Source organism: Streptomyces sp. NPDC102437, assembly GCF_044765565.1.
Taxonomy (GTDB): domain Bacteria; phylum Actinomycetota; class Actinomycetes; order Streptomycetales; family Streptomycetaceae; genus Streptomyces.
The window spans coordinates 14,202-37,562 of the sequence record NZ_JBIWKI010000040.1; the positions used below are offsets into that span (position 1 = coordinate 14,202).

The following is a 23,361-nucleotide window of genomic DNA, read 5'->3' on the forward strand; positions in this document are numbered from 1 at the left end:
GCAGCTCCACCCGCACCTGGGAACGCCTCCTCGCCCAAGCCGCCCGCACCCCCGCCCAGTGACGGACGCAGTCCATCGGGAGGTTATCCGGGATTCAGCAGGGCCCGGCCGTGCGCCGCAGCCGGACGGCCGGGCCCTGCTGAATCCCGGATAACCTCCCCATATCCGGGATTAAGAACCGGTGGCAAATCCGGCGAACGGGGCGGTCAGTGGCAGAGCATCAGACAGCGGTCGAACCGGTCGTCATCCCAGCGTCCCCGGCGCGGCCGGAGGAGTTCGACGCGGCCACCCGCGCTGCCCTCGACCACATCGACGGCCAGGCCGTGCGGGTGGTCGCCGACGGGCGCCCGGAGAACACCCGCAAGGGCTACGCCCAGGACTGGGCGAGCTGGAGGAAGTTCTGCGCCGAGAGCGACGTGCCGCTGCTCGCCGTCACCCCCGGCACGCTGGTCATGTTCGTCGAGTGGCTGTGGACCCAGCCCGGCTCGAAGCCGGGTACCTGTATGGCGCCCTCGACCATCGGCCGCCGGGTCACCGGCACCGTGGTGTCCGCCCGCACCGAGCACGGCGTGAAGCTGGAGGAGGGAGTGGCCCGCCTCGCCCGCAACCGGCTCAAGCAGCTGGCGAGGGAGATGGAGGAGAAGGGCGAGCAGCGCGGGCGCGGGCAGGCCCCGCCCCTGCTGGTCGACCACCTCACCGCGATCAGCGCCGCCTGCCCCGACAACCTCATGGGCATCCGGGACCGGGCCATGGTCCTCATGCACTTCGCCGTCGCCGGGCGCGAGCACGAGATCGCCGCCAACCGGATGCGCGACTACGCCGACGACCCCGGCGGACTCATCGCCGACATGCGGGTGTCCAAGGTCCGCCCGCGCATCGTTCCCGTGCCGTACGGCTCCCGCCCCGCGATCTGCCCGGTCCGCGCCTGGACCGCATGGAAGGAGGCCGCCCGGCTCGACGACCCGGACGGCCCCGCCTTCCGCAGGCTCCACCCGCGCTGGCACACCGTCATGAAGAGCGGACTGCAGCCCGAGTCCGTCGGCGACGTCGTCACCCGCGCCGGCGAACGCGCCGGGATCGAGATCCGCTTCACCGGCCACAGCCCCCGCCGCGGCCTCGCCACCTCCGCCCGGCTCAAGGGCCACGACCAGATCGTCATCGCCAAACAGGGCGGCTGGGCCCCCCACTCCAAGGTCCTCGCCGGATACCTGGAGATCGTCGACCAGTGGGAGGACAACGCTCTGATCGGCGTGCTGTAGGACGGGCCCGAGCTGCTGTCCACGGCTGTCCGCCCGGGCCTCACCAGGTGGCAGTCTCCCGGCATGGACTGAGCGTGGCCGCACCCGACTGGGAGGCCCTGCGGCTGGTCGAGGAACCGGCCTTCTGGCACGTCGAGTTCGGCCGGCAGGTGAGCCAGTACCTGCAATATCACGTGGGTCTGTCCCTCGACGTGCACCTGCGAGACGGCCGCCCCCGGCCGCCGCTGCCACGACGCCAGGTCTCCCGCCCGCTGGAGGAACGGTTCGCTCTTCCGCGGCTGCAGGGCGACAAGTACATGACCTCGCTGAGCGCGAAGCTGGAAGCGGTCTGCCGATGCGGCGGTCATACCCACCCGCGAGAGTGCCGGCGGGCGCGCAGCACCGGGACGCCGCAGGACCCCACGGGGAGCACCCCCAGCCCGGTAGACGGCCCATCTGCGCCGACTCGGTGAGCGCGGCCCCGGGCGCAACTCCTCACTGGATAGCCGTAATTATCCTGTGCGTTCATTCCGGTCACCCTCACAGGTAAATTCGGCCGAATGTCAGGGTAAACCTGACGAAGGGGTGACTGTCAGGCGTAACCTGACGACCATGACCGACGTGCCCGACACCACAGCGGCCGAGCCGCAGTACTTGTCCCCCCGCGACGAAGCCCGTATCTCCTTCGCGACGAGAGCCTTCAACCTCTCCACCGACGTACTCGACCTGATCCCGGTCCGTCCTGAACTCCCCCACGGCGAACTCCTGCGCCAGACCCTCGCTCTGAGACAGGCCGTCGACAAACTGGTCGACATTGCTGTCATCGCAGAGCGGGAGCGGGGCGCTACCTGGGAGCAGATCGGCGGCGCCTCCGGCACCACTCGGCAGAGCGCTCACGAGAAATGGTCCTCAGACCTCACCGCCTGGGCGAGCAACGGCCGCACCTCTGGGCACAAAAAGAGCCCGGGTACCTCCATGGACCGAGCCAAACGGATTGACCATCTCTACGCCGCGCTGCGGCCGGAGACCGCGGACGCCGTGACCGCCGGCCTGGACGCCGTCCGCTTCCCCGGCTCCGACGTCTACGAGAGGGCCCAGCGCCCGCGCGCCGCCGCCCTGCACGCCCGCCTGATCGAACTCCGTGAACTGAAATTCACCCTGCACGACCAGTTCAAGGAACTCACCGAGGAGGACGAGAGCACTCTCAGCGACGACCAGATCGAGGCGTTGGCCCAGAACCTGACCAGAACGGCGGAGACACAAGACGAATCGGCCGCCTGCTACGAAGAACTGGTTGCCGCAGAACCCGCACTCGCTGAGGAACACCTCGCGTCTGCCCAGTATCAGCGTCAAGTAGCCGCAGAGAGCCACAAACATGCTGCCGCGGCACGGCGAAGGCGAGAGGACCAGAAGGCCAGGACAGCGAACTGAGCCCAGGCAAACCCGTCCATCGAGGGGTGCTACGGCCGGACTGCAACACTCCTCGACCGGAGCCCGGCACCGCACGCCTACGGCGAGACCCACGACCAGTAACCCGCCACGAAGGAGAACCGGATGATGTACGAGACCGACCTTGCCGCAGCCAGGCAAACCCGCCGCGTTTGGACCTGCAGTTGCGGCGCCGACAATCCCCCGACGTACGACTGCTGCCACGACTGCCAGCGCCCGTCCTGGACGTGCGCCTGCTGTGGCACGGTCAACGCCGCGGTGTGGAGCCACTGCCAGGAATGCGACAACACCATCCCCGGCGAGGCCCTCGGAGACCGTGAGGAAGGCTTCGAGATGACCTGGGAGGAGTTCGTTGCACAGCAGGTCGGGCCGCGCCGGGTCGGAGGCCGCTACGACCACGGGTACGCCGACAGCGAGTACGAGGTCACCGCCATCGACCGCGGGCCCCGCGAGAGCTGGCCGTCGTGGCAGATCACGGTGCGCGGCGCCGACGGGCAGGTCCGCGAGCACTGCACTGGCTGGGACTCCCGCCGGGACCGGATCGTTGCCCAGGCGCCGGCCGACGTCACCGTGGTGTCCGTCGGCCGCCTGCACGACGGGGACCAGGACCAGGGCGAGTGGGCCGACGTGTTGCAGCGCGCCACCATCGCGCTCGACCTGCGCGCGCACTTCCGCGACCCCCACGTCCGCGCCGATCTGCGCCAGCTCACCGCCCAAGACCAGGTCGTGCGCGACACGGTCATGGACACCCCGGGCGTGCGCGAGGTCCTCGCCGCGACCGCGCTGCAGGTCCAGGGCTACCTTGCTGGCCCGACGGCCGCACCGCTCACCGTGGTGACGCAGTGTGCTGGCGGACGTCACCGGGCAGCTACCACGGCCATGGCCCTGCGCGCAGTCGTCGCCGGGGACGTAGAGCAGGCCACCGCGTACGGACTGGCCGACGCCGCCCGGGAGTTCATCGCTCGCTGTCTGACCGTTGACCTGGTCCACCGCGACCTGGACAAGGACGTCGTCGCGCGCTGACCCCGCGCCGGGGCAAACAGAAGGGCGTTCGCAGCCATTGGAGCTGGCTGCGAACGCCCTTTCTGACTCTAGCGGTCACTCCGTCGGCCATGATGGGCAGACCCGTCAGCAGTCAGCCGAGGAAGAGGGATCGCCATGCAAATCGGGCCCAAGGGGTGCTTTTTCATCCTGATCGCCATCGTGGTGCTGGGGGTCCTAGTCGGACTGGGGTCCGGCTCCCGGTGAGGGCCGGCGCGGCCCCGCCGGATTTTCCGGCGAGGGCCGTGGTGTCGACGGCCGGGTGCCGTGCGTGCTGATGCCGCTGGACGCGGTCGACGACACCGAGGAAGAAACCGCCGACTGCTGGCCCTGGCTCTCGCGAGCGGCATGAGTACTGATTCCCTGCTTCATGATGCCGACCGGGCGGGTCACCGCGGCCAGGGACTGCCTAGAGGCCGCATCGTAAGAGTCGCGTCGGGCGGCCACAATCTCGTCCCCCATGCCGGGAATCAAACGGAAAAGCATTGCCGACGCGATGATCGAAATGGCGATGATCGCGAGGCCGGAGACGATCGCCCCGACCGAGTCTCCGGTCGGGCTCCCGTCCGTCGCGAGTGCAGATGCCAGGGCGAGCACGATCACGATGATCGGCTTGACCAAAATGATCGCGGACATCATGCCGACCCACTTGCGGACCCGTGACCACAGCTCCCTGTCGACGAGCCCCGAGTAGACGACCGTCCCGAGCAGCGCTCCGACATACAGCAGCGCGGCCCGGACCACCAGCTCCAGCCAGACGACGCCCGCAGAGACGATCGACACCAGAGCCAGGATGATCTGCATGACCGACCCGCCCTCCGACCCCTTGCGCAGCGCCGCCGAGTACGAGCTGAAGAAATCGGTGTCGCCGGTCCCAGCTATGGCTTCCGTGATGCCGTCCACCGCCCCCACCACGACGTGAAGTACCAGCGGTGTGAAGGCACTTGCGATGACCACGAGCCACAGCAGCCCGATGGCCTCACCGAGCGCCCGGGTCAGGGGCGCCCCCCGCACCACGCGCTTAACCGCGGCCCACAACCACATCAACAAGACCAAGAATGTGGAGGCAGCGAACACGATCGCGTACTGCTGGACGAACTTGGAGTTCGTGAAATCGACCGTACCGGTCGATTTGACGGCTTTCGACAGCTGCTCAATTGTCCAGGCAGCCCCGTCCGCGCACCCTCGGGCGAGGGAGGACAGCGGGTCCAGCGAGTCCCCCAGGGAGTCGCTGCCTCCCCCTCCTGCGCCGCCGGTGACATCGTCGCCTCCACCAGTCTCGCAGTATTCCTTGGCGGGGCCGAACTTGATCAACTCGCAGGGATCCTCCGACTTCGTCGGGGACGGACTGGGACTGGGGGCAGCCAGGGCAGCTGTCACACCCGCTGTCACCAGCCCGGTGACAGACGACGTCAGTATGGTCAGCCGGGCCACGAGACGCGCCGACATATCAACCCCCAAGCCCAGTGCCCGAATACACGAGCTACGAGCTTCCCACGGCTGAGCTGGGCATCGGTACGGTGGCGCACCAGGACCACGTAGCAGGAGGGGGCGCACACCCGTGACGACCAAGGACCGCCGGCCGCCGCCGATCACCTGGCGCACCATCAAAGTCTGGAGGCCGAGGCGGAGGCACCAAGGGCTCATCGCCGGGTCCGCCATCGTGACCGTGCTGGTCGCTGCCATTGCTGTGGCGGGGGCAGACCGCGACAGCGGCACCGCCGACGCCACAGTCCCCGGAGGCGCGTACGCGTCCGCCGAGGCGGACCACAGTCCGAAGGGTGCCCAGCGCGCCGCCGCGGCAATGGTCGTAGCCCTGGGATCAGAGGCGATGTACCGACCCGAGGACCGCCACGCCCTCCTCCGCCGGATCGGCGACCCGGCAACCCTGGATCAGCACCAGCGGGACTACGACAAGGACTACAGCCCTGCCTTCAACCGGAAGGTGGGGCTGGACGCGGACGGAATTGCCCCGGCCGGCTCCGAGTTCGTGACCCGTATGGCACCCGTCGGCACATCGGTCCCGGCGTACACCGAGCAGCAGGCCACGGTCGCAGTCTGGTCCCACGCACTCTTCAAGACCGTGGACGAAACCAAGCCCACCGCCGACTGGTACACCGTCACCGTCAAACTGACGTGGACGAGTTCCGGGTGGCGGATGCTCGACAGCAGCCAGACGGACGGTCCGACCCCGGACGAGGCCGCCGGGCGGTACGGACAGGCGCCGCCGCTGTAGGCCGGCCGCCCGTACGACGGCCGGTCAGGGCGAGTCCCCGACCCAGTCCCACCGGCCCGGGGGCGCCGGGCCGAACCTCATAGTCGGCCCGGCCGCCGGGGCCGTAGCTGCTGGCCTCGGCGATGAGGCACGCCCCACCGTCCACCAGGTCCGCCTCAGTCCAGGACGTCACATCGAGCAGCTGGCCATCGAGGGGGCCGCCGACGAGTTCCACGTAGCGCTGGCCCGGCTTCTCCCAGCAGTCGGGGTCATCGTGGTACGCGCCGTACCCGGCGCCGCATCTCTGCCATCACCCCAGCATCCCAAGCGGGCGCCAGCCACGACAGGAGATCGGGAGACCGGGCCGCACTGGGGGTTATGGCGGAGGCTTTCTCCTCGCTTCCCTGCCCGATCTGGGAAGACTGGTCGCATGATGACTGGCGCCGTGGGCCAGCCGAGCGGAGAGGGCGAAGCCGAGTGAACGAATCGGATCTGACGGACCGGCTGGATCTGGCGGTGAGGGCGCATGTGCGCCCAGGGGCACGGTTCCCCGAGGCGGCTTGGGCGGGCGGTCGGGACGTCCGGCTACTCCTGTGGGCCAAGCAGGCTGCGGACGTGGCGCGGGTACTGGGGATCGGTACCGGGTTGCCGCTGGGGATGGAGCTGCCAGAGGTAGGGGTGCAGCCGACGGTGTCGGGCGAGGTGAACGGTGTAGCGATGGTGCAGTTGCCCGAGCGGGATGCGCGGCGCCTTGCGGCCCTGCTGGAAGAGGCGGACCGGGCCGCCCGGCGCCATCGGCTCGCGCCACGGCCTGGTTCTCCCGAAGCTACGGCGAAGTGACAAGTAGCCGAGAGTAGTGCAAAAACGTACGGCCGCGATCAAGGTCCTGGGGGTGCCGGTCCGGCCGCCATATCCGTCCGGCTACGACGCGTCCGGCTTGCCCGCTGACCCCGCGACGCCAAGGGAGCCCGCAGCCATCGGAACTGGCTGCGGGCTCCCGCGTATGCGCTGCTGACCGACCTGGTGCGCGCCGGCGTCGAGGAGGCCGTGGACATGCGGGCGCCGCAGAAGGTGCGGGCCCGCGCCGAGCGCGAACGGCAGAAGGTCGCGGCGAAGGCCGAGCGGCTGCGCTGACCGTACGGGGCCGGGGCACAGACCTGTGGCCGGGCAGCGTGGTACCAGGGGGCTTCGCCGCCCCCTGGACCCCGCTGCCCCGTCACTCCCCGGCGCGAACCGGCATCGTCGTGGTGCAGACCGGTCGCGCCAGGGAGCAACGGGGTTGTGGTCAAAGGCTGCTGTCCGGTGGGGAGTCCGCCACAGACGCGGTCCGGTCGGCAGCCGTCTGCAGGTCCGTCCGGTGCGCCGACCCCACCCTTATCTAGGGGTCTCGGCCGTTTTTGCAGGTCACAGCGCCGGATGACTGTCAGGCATGTAAGGCACATCTCCAGCGAGCGCCGGGGAGTGTTGACTGGCAGCGTGAATTACGGCGCTAGCCCCATAAAACGTCCGCGGCGGACGAAGGCGCAGATGGAAGCCCTCCGGGCCGAGCTGTACTCGATCGTCCGCGACGCCCAGCCCTGCACCGTGCGGCACGTCTACTACCTCGGCTTGGGTCGGCTGTGGGAGAAGGACACCGGGAAGTCGCGCCGGAACTACTCGGTGCCGGTCCGCGAGCTCGGGCACATGCGCGAGCGGGGCTTGCTGCCGTGGGAGTGGATCACCGACGGCACCCGACTGGTCCGGCAGGAGATGCAGTACGACTCGATACTGGAGGCCCTGGAGCGCACCGCCGAGACCTACCGGCGGAACCTCTGGGCCTCCCAGCCCCGCCGCGTCGAGGTGTGGTGCGAGTCGGATTCGATCTCCGGCGTGCTCCACCCGGTCACCTCGAAGTGGGGCGTCGGCCTGTACTCCTGCCGAGGGCAGTCGTCCAAGACCTTCGTCTACGAGGCGGTCCGGCAGAACCAAGCCCACGGAAGGCCGCTGACCGTCCTGTACGCCGGCGACTGGGACCCGAGTGGTCGCTCGATTCCTCGCTCCGTCGTGGAACGGATCGAGCGGTACGGCAACAACGGCATCGACCTCGACTTCCAGCAGATCGCGGTGACGGCGGACGACGTGCGCGGCGGGCGCCTGGTCGCGCACGAGGCCAACACGGCGGACAGCAACTTCAAGCGCTTCCGGGAGGAGTGCCTGCGCGAGGGGCTCGACCCGTACAACGCGGTCGAAGTAGAGGCCCTGAGCCCCGGCGCGCTGCGGCAGCGCCTTGACTCGGCGATCGAGAACCTGGTCCACGACGTCCACCAGTGGAACGTTCTCGCCCGCGCCGAACAGCACGACCGCAGCATGCTCCTCGGCGTCCAGGAAGCCCTCGAAGCTCACCTGCAACAGCAGGAGACGGACCAGGACGACGCCTGACGCGCCGTGCCGTACATGCCTGAAGACCCATCGGATACTCGTCAGGCACGTACGAAAACGGCTACATGCCTGACTTGCCAGACGCTCATTTCCCACCCGAGATAAACAGCGGTGCCGCGAGGTGTAGGTGCAGGGGCGCAGCGGCAGGGTCGGGGGTCGGTTCGTCGTCGGGCGGCTGGTTCGAGGGAGCAGGCATCAGGATCTCCAAGGGGTCAGTGGCGCCGGGTTCGAGCGCACCGCTCCGTCGTACGCCGCCGCCGGCCGCCTGGACCGCTCTGCTCCTGGACCTCCCGCCCGGTGGGTCGGGGCGTTCAGTCTCCGGTCCGCTGCACGGGAACAGGCGAGAGGGGGAGCCGGTCCGGACGAGGTATCGCTACGCTGCCGTTCCATGACCCACACCGAAGAGTCCGACGCGGTCCTGAAGATCAGCGATGCGCTGAGGGCACTGCACATCGACCCCGACGGGGGTGGTGCCATCGAGCGCCCCGCCATCGCGGCCGGGCGACTGCTCGCCGCCGCCGAGATCCTCGCCCGCAGCGTCATGAGCAGCCCCGGCGACCTGGACGGCCAGGAGCAGCTGGACGACCTGATGCACGGCTTCTACGGCATGGTCGTCGCCTTCAGCGACACGATGCCCGCGGGCGCATCCTCCGCCCTGCGCGGCGCACTCCTGCAGGACCGGCTCCGCCGCGCCGAGAAGCAGGCCGACCTCGCCGGTGAAGAGGCCGACCACCTGACCTCCGTACTGCACGAGGCCATCGAGGAGGCCGGACGGCTCCGCAAGCAGAGCGGCGTCCTCTGAGCCCGTCCGTGAGACCCACGGGGCATCGCGCTGACCTGCGAGAAGGAATGCCCGTGGAACCTATGAGACCGTCCTACGCGCGCGAGTGCGGGGCGGTCTCCTTCGTTCCCGCTCCCGGCGGAGCGGGCATATCGACGGGTTCTTGCGCTACTTGCGCAGGTCCACGCGCGGGCGCGTGTGCGTACGAGAAGGGGCCCCGGGGAAGGGCCCGCGCTCACGAGGGGAAGCGACGGGCCGAGGCCGTGGAGGATCAGCCCGGGACGGGCCGGGGTGTGGTCAGCCGGTCGAGCCGGGCGTACAGGTCGCGCACGATGCGGGCCCGGCCCTGCACGCACCGCAGGGTCGGCTCCAGCGGAGTGGCCAGCCGTGCCCGCGCCGACCGCAGGACGTCCTCCGCGAACAGGCGCCGTCCGTCGTGCTCGGGGAGCCGGCCAGCCAGCTGCTCGACGTCGCGCGCGACGAGCCGGGCGTGCCCGGTCAGCTGCAGCGCGATCTGCTCGCAGTCCGCCGGCGCGAGCCCGGCCGGGTCGGTCACCGCGAGCACGGCCCGCACGAGGAGCTGGTGCGGCCCCCGGTCCAGGGGCAGTTCGTCGTCCAGGACGCCGTCGGGATCGTGCAGCACCTGGTGCCCGCTCACGAGGCGACCGCGCCGATGTTGACCAGGCGCAGCAGCGCGGTCGCCAGCTTCCCGGAGTCGACGAGCCGTGACGCCCGGGGAGGGCTCACCCAGTGCGCCGCGATGGTGCCGGCGCCGGAGACCGGGACGAGGACCTGCGAGCCCGCCGACAGCACGCGGACGCCCGGGACGTCCCGGCAGACGTGCCCGGTGCCCGGGTCGACCATCACGTACAGGCGGTTGCTCAGGTAGTCCGCCAGCACCGGGTAGCCGCGGTGCAGACCCAGGCGCAGCGCGTCGAGCGCGTCCAGGCCCCGCTGCAGCTCGACCGCGATCGCGTCCCAGCGCTGGCCGCAGTGCGCCCAGTCCGTACAGCAGTCCGTGCTGCGCCACCGTTCTCGCAGCAGGTCGTCCACGTCGGCTTTCGAGGACCAGGTGACACGGCGTCGGCCGCTGGAGGAGTTCGGCACGGGAGGCTCCCGGATCGGTTCGTCTCGGTACTCCCAGACAACCGCCACACGTCCGGGTGGGATCAGGCCGGATTGCGGGCACTTCCCGTCGAGAGACCGGACAGTTTTGCCAACGCGCGGGGTGCCGCCGCACTACCGTCTCGCGCACGCACAGCACACCGGGGGCCCCGATGGACAGACAGCGCAACGCGATCCTCGAAGCGCTGCTCGACGAGTACGACTTCACCCATCGGAGCCTCGCCGACGAGGTGAACCAGGTGGCCGAGGACATCTTCGGCAGGCCCGGCGACTGCGGCGACCGGCATGTCCGGCGGTGGATCTCAGGGGAAGTCCGCTGGCCGTGGACTAGGTACCTTCTGCCACTGGAACGGATCTTCGATCGTCCGGCCCAGGCGCTGGGGTTCGTGCCGCGTGGCAAGGCCAGCGCCAACCTTCCCCGTCCGCCGCGGCCGGCACAACAGGAGGAGGAGCCCGCCGTGCACCGCCGCAGGTTCATCACCGCGTCCGCCGCCACCACCGTCGCCGCCGTGCTGGGCATCGACCAGACCCCCGTCAGCGGGCGCCTGTCGATGAGCGACGTCGACCGCGTCCACGAGCGCATCGGCCGCATGGACGCCCACTTCTTCTCCATCGGCGGGGGCCCGCTGATCTCCGTCTCCACCGGCTACATCGCCCGGCTGCGCGAGGCCCTCGACGGCTGTACCTACGGCGACCGCGTCGAGCGCGCCCTGCACGGCGCGATCAGCAGCCTGTACGCGTCCGCCGGTTGGGCGTGCCACGACAGCGGCGACCCCGAGCAGGCCACCCTGCTCCACACCGCCTCCCTGCAGAGCGCCCTGCTCGCCGCCGACCCCTCCGCCACCGCCCGCGCGTGGTCCAACCTCGCCATGCAGGCCCGGCTGGAGGGACGCCACCGCGAGGCCGTCCAGATCACCCGGGCCGCCCTCGACAACCGCCGCGCCCGCCAGGACCCGCACATCGCCGCCCTGCTGCACGCCCGCCTCGCCATCGGCCAGGCCCGCGTCGCCGACCGCACCGGGGCTGCCCGCTCCCTGCTCGCCACCGAGAAGGCGTACGACCGCATCGACACCGCGGCGTCGGCGCCGACGTGGTTGTCGTTCCTCAACCCGGCCGAACTGTCCGGGCTGGCCGCCATCACCCACCAGGCGCTGGGCCACTACGACCGCGCCGAGGCCGCCACCGTCCAGGCCCTCGACCTGCTCCCGGAGCCGATGCGCCGCAACCGCGCGTACTACTCCGTGCAGCTGGCCGAGCTGCAGCTGGCCCAGGGCGAGCGCGAGCAGGCCGCGGCCACCGTCTCCGGCATCGACGCGTCCTCCCTCGACAGCCGCCGCATCACCGACCGGCTGGCCACCGTCCGCCGCACCCTCACCGCCTAGGAGCCCCGTGACCTCGCTCGACATACGGCACTACGACCACCACCAGGCCGCTGACATCCGCCAGCTGCTGCTCGACGTCTACGCCGAGGTGTACGCCGAGGCCGCGAAGACCGACCCGTTCGCCACCGTCGAGCGGTTCGCCCAGGGGCTGGACGGCTGGAGCCGCCGGGACGGCTGGACGTGCGTGGTCGGCTACGACCAGGACCAGGCCGTCGGCTACGCGTACGGCGCCCCGCTCCCGGCCGGCGCGCCGTGGTGGGGCGGACTGCTCACCGAGGTGCCCGCTGCCGTCGTCGAGGAGACCGGCACCCGCACCTACGCGCTCAGCGAGCTGATGGTGCGCGTCCCGTGGCGCAAGACCGGCATCGCCCGCCAGCTGCACGACGCCCTGCTTGCCGCCCGGCCCGAGGAGCGCGCCACGCTGCTGGTCGACCAGGAGCACCTCAAGGTCCACGCCCTGTACGAGTCGTGGGGTTGGCAGACGCTGGGCGACCTGCGCCCCCGCATTCCCGACGCGCCGCTCTTCCACGCCATGCTGCTCGACCTCCCCCAGCGCTGACCGGACCGGGCCGCCGGGCGGGGGGGTGTAACAGAATCCGGCGGACGACGTTCCCCTCATCGTGAGGACGCCACCGACATGCCCGTCGGGCCGCAGGCCCGGACAGCCGTCTCCCGGGAGACGGGACGCCCAGTGGGAGACACCCCGCCCGCCTTCCCGTCCCGGGGGACACCACTTGACGTGCGAAAACTGGTGTCCCCTTTCCTGTAACGATTCCGGGGCCGATACGTCTACGGCTGTGAGAGGACCTCACGAAGCAGCACAGGAAGGGGTGTCGGGTGACCAGATCGGGTGACGTTGTTGGACGGGCGCGGGACGCCTTCCTTCGCCGAGAAGAAGCGCCCCGAGCAACCCCGAACGTCCCGACGTGCCCTAATTGCCCGTCAGCCGTTGACCCTGGGGCGACGGATAAAACCTCCCGCCTCAGAAAAAACACGCGCCGCACCCACGTTTTGAGTACGTACATGAACGGGCGACATGGCATGATCACCTGCATGTCTAGGCCCTATGGAAGTCGGGATGCGCGCGATCGGGATTACGTGCCGCCCGTCGCAGACTCGAAGTCCAAGAACAAGCTGGTGCGTCTGTCGCCACTCGTACCACCCGAGGTGCACGCCAAGGCGTTCGCCAGTGCCAAGGCGTCCGGGGTCTCGATGGGCAAGTACATCGCGGAACTCATCCGGCGCGACCAGCTCGACGAGCACGGCCGCCCGGTGTGGGCCCGCGATGCCTTCGGTGAGCCGGACCAGGGGGAACTTCCCATGACCGGCTGATCATCTGAAAAAGCGCCGAAGGGCGCCAAAAAGCCCCGGTCATTCCAACCGGGGCAACGGCGCCCTTCCGACGTATCGGGTCCAGCGTCTCTTCCCAGGCCGCTGAAACCCATTGCATTGCTGCTGCTGTACCTGCTCAACCCGTCCAACGGTGTCTTCCAAACGCCGCAGTCCCAGAGGTTCCCCGGCTTCCAACCGGGGGGCCTCGCCTCGCAGAAGAGGAGGTGAGTCGAGCCCCACAGACGCTTTCCACGGCGACTGTCGGGCGGGTGGTGTCCTACACCGCATACAGAGTTCGGAGCCCAGTTCACGCGCCTGGTTGGTCGCGTTGAGGCCCTCCGCCGAACGGCGGTGGGGGGCTTCGGCGTGCATATGGAGTTAGGAGCCCTCCCATCGTAGCGGACCGCTACGGTGCCGGACAGCTCGCGCCGACCCCCGGAGTGTCCGCGGAGTCGAGTGCGCACAGCCCGTCATCTGCCCCGAATCACAACCCCCCTACGGGTGTTATCCCGACCCCCCGAGCCGCGCGTGCGGACCTGCAGGAGCTATTCCTGGAGCTGTCCCCGCGGCTGTCGGTGCGCGTCGACACGAAGAACTCTTCGGGCCAGTGGCAGCACAAATACGTCGAGCGCTCCATGCACACCCTTCGCGGCGCCCCGCAGGGCCCGTACGCCGTCTACCTCTCCAGCTTCTTCCGCGCCTTCCGCTGGATCTGCTTCGACCTCGACACCAAGCGTGGCGACGTCGGCCCGGACCTCGCAACTCTGCTGCGCTGGTTGGAGGAGGCCGGGCTGACCTACGTGGTCGCCGCCTCCGGGTCCGCCGGCGGACGCCACGTATGGGTGACCGCCGAGACGCTGCTGGACGAGAAGCTGGTCGCGTCCATCGCCGTGGCCGCCGCCAAGCGCCTGCCCACCCTCGACTACGGCCTGCTCAAGAGCCGCACGGGCGCGGTCCGCCCCATCGGTGCCCCGCACCGCAACGGAAGCCGCAGCGAGCTGGTGAGCCCGCTGGACTCCCGCCGTGCCGCCCAGCTGCTCACCCCGGCCACCTGCGGCAACCCCTCGGACGCGTTCGTTCGGTTGCTGCTCATCATCGACGCCGTCCCGGCCGCCGTGGATGTCCGTCCCCTGGTCGTGGGTCAGGACCAGGTCAGCGAGGTCATCGACGACGACGGCCCCCGGCTGGCGGGCACGCCGAAGACCGCCCTCGACCCGCAGACGATGGCGCTGCTCACCCGGCGCCCGCCCGCCGACCAGGTCAGCGAGGTGTGCGGTTCTCTGCTCACCAAGCTGGCCCTGCGCCGCTGGTCGCAGCCGATGGTGGCCCGTCTGCTGGAGGACCGCCGGTACCGCGAGGGCGGGCTGCTGCACCTGTGCACCTCGCCCGCCGTGCGCCCGCTGCGCGTCCTGCTCAGCGAGGCCGAGGTGCAGGAGAAGTTCGAGCGCCAGTGGGAGCGGTGCGTCGCTCACGCCGCCCGCCTCCCCCTCCCGCAGGAGGCTCTGGAGTGGACGGACAACCTCGCCGACGTCGTCGCCCAGGTCGAGCAGCTCCAGGCCGCCGCCGACGCCTGCCCGGAGCGCTGGGCCACCTATTCCGGGCCGGCCGACCGCGCCGCGCTCGATCTGTTCTGCCTGCTCGCCCTGCGCTCCGGCAGCACCGTGCTGAGCCTGGACGTCCGCAGGGCCGCCCTTGCCACCGGCTACGGCCGTTCCACCATGCACCGGGCGTTCGGCCGCCTCCGGCTCGACAGCTGGCTGGGCAACGCCGAGGACAACAACGGCCCCGCAGGCACCTACAAGCTGCTCCCCGTCACCGCTTCGCACCCTGCTTTCCCCCTCTCTGCCGGGGGTGGGACACAAGGGAACCTGCCCCCCAGGGGGGTAGACCGGCCCACCCTCATCTCCCGCCTGGAAAAGCAGATCGCCGCAGGTCAGGCCGACCTCTTCTCCTACGGCCGTGCCACCGCCCACCGTTCCGGAGGGCTCGGTCACCACGCGGGCCGCGTCTACCAGCAGCTGGCCCTGCACGCCGACCGCGCCGTCAGCCTCACCGAACTGTGCCAGCGCACCGGATACGCACCCCGGACCGTCGCCAAGCACCTGGCACGGATGCGTGACCTGATGGTCGCCACCCGGGCAGTGATGACGGTCCACCACGAGTGCCCCACCTGCCAGGCCATCCCCGGGGAGCGGTGCCGTACGGCCGCAGGAGCCGTTCTCCGGCGCCGTGGAGCCGACCAGCACACCAGCCGCCAGAACCTCGCCGCCGAGCGCTCCAGCACCCCGTACTACCGCCCGCGGCCCGGCTCCCTGGTCGCCGCGGCGAAGGCGCTGGGCTGCTTCGGTGTCACGGCAGGCCGTGCACGCCGGTACGCCGTTGAGATCGAGCTGTACCGGTGGTGGCAGCAGGAGGAGGAATGGATGCGCGCCCCCAAGGCCGGCATCCGCACCGGCGTCCAGACGCACCAGGAACAGACCGCCCTGGTGCTCACCACGCTGGGCCGCCAGCCCCGCCGCCGCTACCCCCGCACCACCGACGGCCGCGGCGACCACACCGCCGCCAGGGCCCGCATCGAGCGCCGTATCGCCACCGCCTGACGTCACGGCAGGCCGTGACACCCTCCGTCTACTGCCGCCCCTTTCTGATGTTCCGATGACCCCACCACAGGGCTTGTTATCGGGCCAAATCACCTTCCGGCCATTTCTTGTCAACTGGTTGACGGACACTTGAGGCATCGTCAATCTGTTTACGTCAGACGGAACTCAGTGAGGAGAGCTGGATGAACAACGAGACGACCGTGCCCGTACCGCAGATCAAGGTGGCGACCTATCAGGCGCCCCGGGTCGCCGTGACGCCGGTGGAGCAGGTGATCTCCTCCGAGCCGCTCCACGGGCGCCACGCTCCGGGCCACTACCAGCACGTCCTGCTGGACACCATCACGGGCGAGCTGAGCTGGCACGAGAGCACCGAGCACCGGGAGCCGTGGAACCCCGCGTGGAAGGCCGTCAACGACGTCCCGAGGTCGACGTGGAACCGCTGGCACCCGGGCAAGCCCTTCCTGCCTGGCAGCGGCCCGCACATGTGGTTCGAGCCGGTCCCCGGGCTGCTCAGCTGGACCGTCGACAGCGGCTTCACCGGGCATCCGTACCTCGACGTCGAGGGCGCCAACTGGCTGCTGGAGCTGGTGAAGCCGTACGCCCAGGAGCTGCTCGACCAGTTCTTCGAGGCGGGCGGCGAACTGGACTGGTCGGCCGCCGCCGCCCACGCGGCCCGCAACATCTGCCGCCTGACCTCCCGTCACCGCGAGGCCGCTCCCCGCGAGGTCGACGCCGACCTGGTCGACTTCGCCGAGATCGTCGAGCGCTTCCCCCAGGTCTACGTCCCCAGGATGCTGGGACTGTCGCTCGACAAGCTGGCCGAGGAGTGCGAGTACCAGACCCGGTTCATCGGCGCGAACGAGCACTGGCACGCCGAGGTGAAGAAGGTGTTCGGGCGGCCCTACCGCGACGGCTCCGGCGTGGGCCTGGACGTGCTGGGCGTGCGCTCCTGGTACCGCACGGTCCTGATGAACGGCGACCCCCGGCCGGCGCGGGACTTCGCCGACTGGGACGTCGAGCACAAGGTGCTGGCCGCCGGCGCCATCACCTCCGAGACCACCGACGCCGCCCTGGACGCCTGGATCGAGCGCGAGGAACTGCGCGCCGGGGAGCAGGGCGTGCGCCTGTTCGGCACCCGGGAGGCCGCCTACAGCCACCGGGCCCGGCTGCGCGAGCAGGACTGGGACCGCCTCGCCGTGGTCGGCGCGGAGGCCGCCCGGCTGGAGAAGTACCTCGCCGAGCGCCGCCAGTTGGTAGGCCGGGCCATCGACTGGGGTCACAGCGACTCCGACATCGCCGGCCGGGCCCGCATGTCCCGGCAGGCCGTGCACAAGATGCGCACCGGAGAGAAGGCCGGGACCGAGCAGGCGTGACCTCACACCCGAACACCATGGCGGCCGGAGCCATTGGAGCTGGCTCCGGACCGCCCCTCGATACCAAGGAGCGCAGCCGTTGACTACCACCGACCCTCAGCCCGTACGCCCCGCACCGCAGGGCGCAGCCAATGCCGTCGCCATGCTCTGCGCGGAGATGGCCCGCGCGGACAGCAAGGCAAGCCTGTTACTGGCCCTGAACGGCGCCGCGCTTGCCGGCGTCGCTTCCGCCGCCCCCCAGCTCGACCTGCCTGCAGCGACTGTTGTAACGGGAGTTGTCGGCATCGCCGCCCTAGTCACCTCGACCGTGTTACTGCTCCTCGCAGTACGGCCTACCCTCTCCGGCACCGGCTGGCCGCGCTGGCACGAGCTGGAGACCGAGCAACTGGAGACCCGACTGAACACCGGGCCACGCACCGACGAGGTCCAGCTCCTGCAGGCCGCCGCCCTCCGCAAGTACGGCCGGGTCCAGGGCGCCGTCGACTCCGACCTGGTCGGCATCGGATTCCTGGTTGCCGCCGCCGTCCTGACCGCGCTGCTCTGAGAAGGACCACACACATGACTGACCTGCACATGAGCCCCGCAGTACGGGCGCTGCTCGGTCCCGAGGGCATCGCCCGTGCCGCCGAGGTCTCCCTGAGCAACGGCCAGTGCGCCACCTGCCGGACCCCGCTGAACGGCGCCGTGAACACGGTGGTCCGCACCGGCGGCACCTGCACCCACGTCGTCTACGTCCACGACCACTGCGGCCCCTCCGAGATCATCCAACTGGGCCCCGACTTCGCCCCTGCTGAGCCCGACGGCGGCTACGACATGACGATGACTGCCGCCGTCCTCGACCACGGCGGCGCCGACCTGCCGGTCCTGGTCGCCGAGACCGTCAGCAAGGCGTACGTCGTCAGCGACGGCCCGACCGGCGAGCTGACCAACGTGGTCGCCAGCCACCTCCTGGGCTGCGGCTTCCACCTGGTCACCCGGCTGCGCCAGGCCCCGCCGCAGGTCGCCGAGTGGGTCGGAGTGCTGCTGCTCGGGCACGGGCCGGCCGGCGAGGACGGGCTGCTGATCCTCGACCCCGACGGCGGGCAGTTCTACACCGGGTCCGTGGACCTCCCCGACGGCTGGCTCACCCACGCCGCCCGCTACGGCTGGGCCGTGCTCTACGCCGGCAACGTCGGTGGGCTCGACCCACGCGCCCACGACGCCAAGGCCACCGCCAGGGCCCTGCGCACCGCCGCCCAGGCCGGGCAACTGGTCGGCGCCCGCATCGCCGTCGGCACCCCCGGGCCCGCCCAGGCATAGTCCGCTTCCCGCCCCACCACCAGTGCGCCGAGACCACCCCGGTCCCGGCGCACTGTGCTGACCGGCCCCGGGTTTTGGGACTTTTGGGACCGCCCTGCGCGCCCGCGCGCGACGGGAACCGGGCCCCCCTCAGCCGCGGTCCGATTTATGAAACCCGCGCAGGCCAGCGTGCCCGCTCCGGCCCGACGCACGGCGCGGGCCCGGGAAGAGGGCGCCCAGAGTCCGTAAGCCTCCGTGGCCCGCAGCGTGCGCGGCTGCAGGTGCTTCGGACTGGGAAAAGACGGCCAGCGGCGGAGGGAGGGGGACCGGTGGCGCTCCGGTCGCCGTCTGCCCGGCCGGAGCGTGGCCGCCCGCCGTACTCCCGCCGTCGCGCATGACGGGCCCGTGAGGAGACCGCGCCGCCGACGGGGGCCGAGGGGGAGCAGCTGCTGCCGCGCCGTGGTGGCCGGCCGGTGCGGTCGCTCCGCGTCGGCCCGGGTCTCGTCGTGGCCGAGGAGCGTGTCGTCGGTGGTCGGCGCGGCCCGGCGAGGACCCACCGCCCAAGGCCGACCCCGGGGCGAGGACCGGGCCGCGCGGCACCCGGGGTGCGCACGGCAGATCTTGCCGACCCCCTAAAACATTGCGTTTCATTGCATCACTCGTGATGAAATACATTGACGAAATGCAATGCAATGCATTAGACTGGAATCCTGCACAAGTCACCACGAAGGGGGCATGGGATGGGGCTGCGGGACGAAGGCCAGGAGATCCGGCGCGAGGACGGCACCGCCGCCCGCCGGCCGCTGTGGGACACCGGCTGGGGACCGGAGCGCGCCGCCCGCTACGCCGCCCGGTGTGCGCGCTACGTCGACACCGACCGCCTGCAGCTGCTCGACGCCGCCGAGCAGGTCGAGGCCCCGGCCGCCCGCTGGCCGGTCGCCGCCGCACACGGCGAGCAGCTGGCCCTGTTCGACCCCGCCACCCCCGCCACGGCCGGGCCGGTCGTCGTCATCCCCTGCTCCGAGGCGAAGGTGGACCACGCCGCCCCGGCCGGGCAGCTGTACGTCGGCAAGCTGCACACGCACGCCCGCCGGACCGCCGACGCCCTCACCGCCCACGGCGGCACCGTCCTGGTGCTCAGCGCGTTGCACGGCTTCCTGCCGCTCGACCAGGTCGTCGAGCCGTACGACCACACATGGGAAGACGCCGGCAGCGTCACCGTCGAGGAACTGCGCGCCCAGGCCGCCGAGCTGGGACTGACCGACGCCGACGTCGTCCTGCTCACCCCGAGCCGGTACACCCAGCGCGCCGTCGCCGTCTGGCCCCAGGCCAGCACCCCGCTGGCCCATCTCGGCATCGGCCGGCAGCGCGGACGGCTGACCGCCATGCGCGAGCACGCCGACCACTACACGACCGCCGCGTGACCGGCGACCCGCTCCCCCACCCGTCCCCGGATACGGCACGCTGTCGACCGCAGCGCGCCGTACCGACCGCACCGCCCCGTAGGAGTTCTCCCAGATGAGCGAGCAGCCGACCGAGCAGACCGCCGAGGCCACCGTCGAGGAGGCGCCGCAGTGCGCGTTCCCCGGGTGCACCGCCCCGCCGGTCCCCAAGGACCCCAACGCCCCGGGCCGGGCGCCGAAATACTGCTCCGACCCTGATCACAACGCCATGAGCGCCTACCGGGCCAAGCGCGGGAAGACCACCAGCACGAAGACCGCGCCCGCCGAGGAGCCGTCCGACCGCGTCGTCACCGACGCCGCCCGGACCGCCGGCATCGTGCAGGGCACCGTGCTGCAGAAGGTCTCCGAGCTGCAGAAGGAGCTGGCGCGGTACGTCGACCTGCTCCAGACCGTCACCGACCCGGAAGCCGCCGAGGCCGAGGTCACCGCCGTCGCCGCGCTTGCCGACCAGCAGGTTGCCGAGTGGCGCAAGAAGGCGAGCACCGCGAGCACCGAGCGGGCCGCCGCCGTGCGCCAGCGCGACCTCGCCCGCGCCGAGACCGAGGAAGCACAGGAGGCCGCCGACCGCGCCATCGCCGAGCTGGAGGAGGAAACGACCCGCTTCGAGGAGGAGACCGGGCAGGTCCGCGAGCAGGCAGCGGCCGACGTCGCCGCCGTGCAGGAGGAGATCCGCCAGGTCCGCGAAGAGACCGAGGAGGCCATCCGGCAGGCCCGCGAGGAGGCCGAGGAGAAGGCCACCGCCACCAAGACCGAGGCCGACCGGCGAGTCAAGGAAGCCCAGGAGACTGCTGGCAAAGCGCAGGTGGAGGCGGACCGCCAGGTCGAGGAGATGAAGAAGACCGTCGCCCAGGCCCAGGCCGACGCCGAGCAGACGAAGACCGACGCCGCGACCGCAACGGCCGCCGCCGACAAGCGGGCCACCGAAGCCCAGGAGGCCGCCGACAAGGCCACGGTCGGGGCGAAGGCCCGGGTCGACGCCGCCGACAAGGTCGTCACCGAGCTGACCGACGCCCTGACCCGGGTCCGCGAGGATGCCGAGGGCTACCGCACCCGCGCCGGCGAGCTGGAGACGCGACTCGACGAGCTGCGCAAGCAGCTGGACACCGCCCTCACCGAGAAGCGGACCGCCCAGTCCGAGGCCGACACCGCCCGCCAGCAGCTCCAGGACCAGACCCGGAGGAGGCCGTAATGCCCACCGCGTTACTCACCGCCGCCGTGACCTGCGCGGCCCCGCTCGCCGCCGTCCTGCCGCACGCCCGCCACCGCATCCAGGAGTACCGGGCCGAGCACGCTCGGCGCACCGCCGCCGATCACCGGCGCCGCCAACTGCTCTACGCCACCGACTGGGCCATCACCACGGCGGTACGGGAGTGCTGGGGCCGCAAGGTCGACGACTGGCGGGCGCCCCGGATCATGCTCGTCAGCGTGGCCGACGTGGTCCGCCGGGCCGGGGACGACTTCAACCTGTACGTCAGCCGCGAGGAGGCGCGCACCCTGCTCATGCACCGGCTGGAGTTCCGCGGCCACCTGCAGACCACTCTCATCACCGAGGACCAGGACCCACAGGAGGGGACGACATGACGACCACACCCGGTCGCCGCGGCGGAGCTGGAGCCAGCGCCCGCCGCCAGGGCGAGTTACAGCGCGCCGCCGAGCGTGCCGCCCAGCACCGCCGCGCGAAGTGGGCACTACCGCTGACCGCCGTGGCCGCGGCCATCGTCGGAGGGGCCGCCGCCACCGTGACCGTGTGGCAGGTCGGCGCCCTGGTCGGCGCCGCCGTCCTCGCGTACGGCATCCGCCAGATCTACCGCCGCCAGCGCAACAGCTGGATGTCCGGCGCGGCCGGCGAGCAGTCGACGGCCCGGCTGCTCGCACCGCTCGCCCGGCGCGGCTACGCCGTACTGCACGACCGGGCCATCCCCGGGTCGAAGGCCAACCTCGACCACCTGGTCGCCGGAGCGTTCGGCGTGGTGCTGGTCGACAGTAAGAACTGGCAGTCGAAGAAGTCCCGCATCACCATCACCGGCGGGCTGCTGCGCTACGGCCGGTACGACCAGACCCGGGCCCTGCAGACCGTGGTGTGGGAGGCGAAGCAGGCCGCGAAGGCGTTGGGGGTACCAGTTCGCCCGATCCTCGCCGTCCACGGCGCGAAGGTCCCCGCGCCGCGCGGGCGCACCGAGCTGCACGGCGTCACCGTGATCGAGGCCAAGAAGCTGCGCGGGATGTTGTCCGGGCTTCCTGCGCAGCACGGATGGGACGCCGCGCGGGTCACGGCCGTGGAGCAGTTGGCCGAGCAGCGTCTACCGCCGCACGGGAGCTGACGACCGCACTACGACAGCGATGAGGGGCCCGGTATCGCCGGGCCCCTTCTTTGTGCCTTGCTGCCAGCCCTCGACCACGCCCGTCCAGTGCTCCAGAAGCACGTCCTCCTCATGGAGCAGGGCTGCGAAGCGGGCCCGCCGGTCCTCCGTGGGGAACACCAACAGGGCACCGACGTCTCGAAGGAAGGTCAGGGTGCAGCTCCATGGGTGCGGCGGTAGCGGGTCGTAGACCCCGAGCAGGCTCCCCTCCTCATCCACGAGCGGCACGCCGCACGCGTAGCGTTCGTTTCCGACGTTCCACCCCACGGACACGGGCACTCCGTGTATCTCGGCGAGACCGACCATTGCCTGTTGGATGCCGGGGAGCCGAGCCGAGTGAAGCGACAGGGACACCCGGGTGTGATCGGTCCTTGCCCACCCCTCTAGCCTCCGCGCCTCCTCCCGCGCGTACATCCGACGCTCCTCCGCCTCCAGGCGCCGGTCCTCCTCCTGACGACGGGCCTCCCGCTGCGGCTCGTACTTCCGCTCCCAGTCCCGTATCCACCCAGCGACCTTCTGCCTCCGTTCTTCTTGCTCCCGGCGGGCCTGCTCGGCCATTCGTTGCCGTTCCTCGCTCCACTGGACGTAGGCGCGTTCCTTCTCGACGTCCTCCGCGCTGGTCCACACCGTGCCCAGGGACCGGGTCCTGGGCGCCATGCGCGCATGTGGCACGTGGCGGAGGATGCTGCCGGTGAACAGTCGGGCGAGGAACCGGTCCAGAGGCACGGGCGCCTCCGCCTCCCAATAAGGCTGGGAGAACCCGGCGAGCCCCTCAGCGGTAACCAGCCCGGCCGTGTCATCCCGGACCAGCCGCATGGAGGGAACAGCACCCAGCCAGTGCACGCGCGACCGGTCACTGAACCAGCAGGAGCGGACCCCGTCCGCCGCCATCCGATCTGTGCGCGCGGTTATGTGGTCCACGGTGATGGCGGCCAACTGCGCCTCCAGGGCGATCCGCCGGCCGCTGTCCGACGCAAGGACGTCCGCTCGCCAGCCGCCGCCAGGGCCGCTGATCTCTAACTCAGCCATCCACCCGGCCTTGCGGGCCGCGGTGGCCAGCTCCAGTTTCAAGAGGTGATGCGCCAGGGATTCCCCAGCCAGGGCACACATCGGGGAACCGGGGGCATGCGCGAAGAACCGCAGGCCCCGAGCCGACTCCTTGGCGTGGAGGCCGTGCCCGCATTGGGGGCAGGCGAGGGGTTCGCCTTTCCGGTGAATGGCCTTCCACGTCCAGCCGCAGCCGAGATCGGGCTGGGTGGCATCTAGGCGACCGCGGTCGGGATGGACAGCGCTCAGAGTCACAGGT

At 70.8% G+C, this 23,361-nt stretch carries 23 protein-coding genes and 1 pseudogene; 18 read left to right on the plus strand and 6 right to left on the minus strand.

The window, feature by feature from the left end:
• Positions 1-209 precede the first annotated feature (209 nt).
• The 4 genes from ACIRJP_RS33840 (at position 210) to ACIRJP_RS33855 (ending at position 3,710) form a co-directional block, all read left to right on the plus strand.
• Positions 210-1,259, plus strand: coding sequence for an integrase (locus ACIRJP_RS33840; RefSeq protein ID WP_404182655.1), 1,050 nt, complete (start codon positions 210-212; stop codon positions 1,257-1,259).
• Positions 1,260-1,333: 74 nt separating this feature from the next.
• Positions 1,334-1,711 carry a hypothetical protein gene (locus ACIRJP_RS33845; RefSeq protein WP_404182658.1) on the plus strand — a complete coding sequence of 126 codons (378 nt, stop codon included), beginning with the start codon at positions 1,334-1,336 and terminating at the stop codon, positions 1,709-1,711.
• Positions 1,712-1,850: 139 nt separating this feature from the next.
• Entirely contained in the window at positions 1,851-2,669 is an 819-nt protein-coding gene (locus ACIRJP_RS33850; RefSeq protein WP_404182661.1) for a hypothetical protein, read from the plus strand.
• A 123-nt stretch (positions 2,670-2,792) separates the two neighbouring features.
• Positions 2,793-3,710 carry a hypothetical protein gene (locus ACIRJP_RS33855; protein ID WP_404182664.1) on the plus strand — a complete coding sequence of 306 codons (918 nt, stop codon included), beginning with the start codon at positions 2,793-2,795 and terminating at the stop codon, positions 3,708-3,710.
• Between the two features lie 195 nt (positions 3,711-3,905).
• On the opposite strand, the gene ACIRJP_RS33860 is transcribed toward ACIRJP_RS33855, so the two are convergent.
• Positions 3,906-5,042: a hypothetical protein gene (locus tag ACIRJP_RS33860; RefSeq protein ID WP_404182667.1), complete on the minus strand. Its 1,137-nt coding sequence runs from the start codon at positions 5,040-5,042 to the stop codon at positions 3,906-3,908.
• A gap of 247 nt (positions 5,043-5,289) precedes the next feature.
• Between ACIRJP_RS33860 and ACIRJP_RS33865 the strand changes: the two genes are divergently transcribed.
• Positions 5,290-5,964: a hypothetical protein gene (locus ACIRJP_RS33865; protein ID WP_404182670.1), complete on the plus strand. Its 675-nt coding sequence runs from the start codon at positions 5,290-5,292 to the stop codon at positions 5,962-5,964.
• Positions 5,965-5,988: 24 nt separating this feature from the next.
• On the opposite strand, the pseudogene ACIRJP_RS33870 reads toward ACIRJP_RS33865, so the two are convergent.
• Both ACIRJP_RS33870 and ACIRJP_RS33875 read right to left on the minus strand, forming a co-directional pair.
• Positions 5,989-6,232, minus strand: a pseudogene (locus ACIRJP_RS33870) (hypothetical protein); the annotation flags it as partial.
• A 296-nt stretch (positions 6,233-6,528) separates the two neighbouring features.
• On the minus strand, positions 6,529-6,786 hold the full coding sequence (locus ACIRJP_RS33875; protein ID WP_404182672.1) for a hypothetical protein: 258 nt from the start codon (positions 6,784-6,786) through the stop codon (positions 6,529-6,531).
• A gap of 684 nt (positions 6,787-7,470) precedes the next feature.
• Here ACIRJP_RS33875 and ACIRJP_RS33880 point away from each other — a divergent pair.
• Positions 7,471-8,361 (plus strand): hypothetical protein, encoded by an 891-nt coding sequence (locus ACIRJP_RS33880; RefSeq protein ID WP_404182675.1) that lies wholly within the window; start codon positions 7,471-7,473, stop codon positions 8,359-8,361.
• A gap of 388 nt (positions 8,362-8,749) precedes the next feature.
• Positions 8,750-9,163, plus strand: coding sequence for a hypothetical protein (locus ACIRJP_RS33885; protein WP_404182678.1), 414 nt, complete (start codon positions 8,750-8,752; stop codon positions 9,161-9,163).
• Between the two features lie 250 nt (positions 9,164-9,413).
• Here ACIRJP_RS33885 and ACIRJP_RS33890 read toward each other — a convergent pair whose 3' ends face one another.
• The gene (locus ACIRJP_RS33890) at positions 9,414-9,800 is read right to left on the minus strand and encodes a DUF6415 family natural product biosynthesis protein (RefSeq protein WP_404182681.1); all 387 of its coding nucleotides are present in this window, start codon (positions 9,798-9,800) and stop codon (positions 9,414-9,416) included.
• Complete coding sequence (locus ACIRJP_RS33895) at positions 9,797-10,249, minus strand: hypothetical protein (RefSeq protein WP_404182684.1); 453 nt, start codon at positions 10,247-10,249, stop codon at positions 9,797-9,799. Before ACIRJP_RS33895 ends, ACIRJP_RS33890 begins: the two co-directional genes overlap by 4 nt.
• Positions 10,250-10,419: 170 nt before the next feature.
• On the opposite strand from ACIRJP_RS33895, the gene ACIRJP_RS33900 reads away from it, so the two are divergent.
• The 11 genes from ACIRJP_RS33900 (at position 10,420) to ACIRJP_RS33950 (ending at position 22,016) form a co-directional block, all read left to right on the plus strand.
• A complete protein-coding gene (locus ACIRJP_RS33900) occupies positions 10,420-11,649 on the plus strand; it encodes a twin-arginine translocation signal domain-containing protein (RefSeq protein WP_404182687.1) in 1,230 nt (409 codons plus the stop codon).
• A 7-nt stretch (positions 11,650-11,656) separates the two neighbouring features.
• Positions 11,657-12,208, plus strand: a complete 552-nt coding sequence (locus tag ACIRJP_RS33905) for a GNAT family N-acetyltransferase (RefSeq protein ID WP_404182689.1) — start codon at positions 11,657-11,659, stop codon at positions 12,206-12,208.
• Between the two features lie 539 nt (positions 12,209-12,747).
• Positions 12,748-12,981, plus strand: coding sequence for a hypothetical protein (locus ACIRJP_RS33910; protein WP_328974025.1), 234 nt, complete (start codon positions 12,748-12,750; stop codon positions 12,979-12,981).
• Between the two features lie 575 nt (positions 12,982-13,556).
• Positions 13,557-15,581 carry a hypothetical protein gene (locus ACIRJP_RS33915; protein ID WP_404182692.1) on the plus strand — a complete coding sequence of 675 codons (2,025 nt, stop codon included), beginning with the start codon at positions 13,557-13,559 and terminating at the stop codon, positions 15,579-15,581.
• Positions 15,582-15,763: 182 nt separating this feature from the next.
• Positions 15,764-16,954, plus strand: coding sequence for a hypothetical protein (locus tag ACIRJP_RS33920; protein WP_404182695.1), 1,191 nt, complete (start codon positions 15,764-15,766; stop codon positions 16,952-16,954).
• Positions 16,955-17,033: 79 nt separating this feature from the next.
• Positions 17,034-17,498 (plus strand): Pycsar system effector family protein, encoded by a 465-nt coding sequence (locus tag ACIRJP_RS33925; RefSeq protein WP_404182698.1) that lies wholly within the window; start codon positions 17,034-17,036, stop codon positions 17,496-17,498.
• Between the two features lie 14 nt (positions 17,499-17,512).
• The gene (locus tag ACIRJP_RS33930; protein ID WP_404182701.1) at positions 17,513-18,253 is read left to right on the plus strand and encodes a hypothetical protein; all 741 of its coding nucleotides are present in this window, start codon (positions 17,513-17,515) and stop codon (positions 18,251-18,253) included.
• Between the two features lie 719 nt (positions 18,254-18,972).
• Positions 18,973-19,656 (plus strand): DUF6884 domain-containing protein, encoded by a 684-nt coding sequence (locus tag ACIRJP_RS33935; RefSeq protein ID WP_404182703.1) that lies wholly within the window; start codon positions 18,973-18,975, stop codon positions 19,654-19,656.
• 94 nt (positions 19,657-19,750) lie between these two features.
• Complete coding sequence (locus tag ACIRJP_RS33940) at positions 19,751-20,884, plus strand: hypothetical protein (RefSeq protein ID WP_404182706.1); 1,134 nt, start codon at positions 19,751-19,753, stop codon at positions 20,882-20,884.
• On the plus strand, positions 20,884-21,276 hold the full coding sequence (locus ACIRJP_RS33945) for a hypothetical protein (protein ID WP_404182709.1): 393 nt from the start codon (positions 20,884-20,886) through the stop codon (positions 21,274-21,276). The genes ACIRJP_RS33940 and ACIRJP_RS33945 overlap by 1 nt, the downstream gene beginning before the upstream one ends.
• A complete protein-coding gene (locus tag ACIRJP_RS33950; protein WP_404182712.1) occupies positions 21,273-22,016 on the plus strand; it encodes a nuclease-related domain-containing protein in 744 nt (247 codons plus the stop codon). Before ACIRJP_RS33945 ends, ACIRJP_RS33950 begins: the two co-directional genes overlap by 4 nt.
• Here the strand turns inward: ACIRJP_RS33950 and ACIRJP_RS33955 are convergent.
• Positions 21,996-23,357 (minus strand): competence protein CoiA family protein, encoded by a 1,362-nt coding sequence (locus ACIRJP_RS33955; RefSeq protein ID WP_404182715.1) that lies wholly within the window; start codon positions 23,355-23,357, stop codon positions 21,996-21,998. The genes ACIRJP_RS33950 and ACIRJP_RS33955 overlap by 21 nt on opposite strands.
• Positions 23,358-23,361 lie beyond the last annotated feature (4 nt).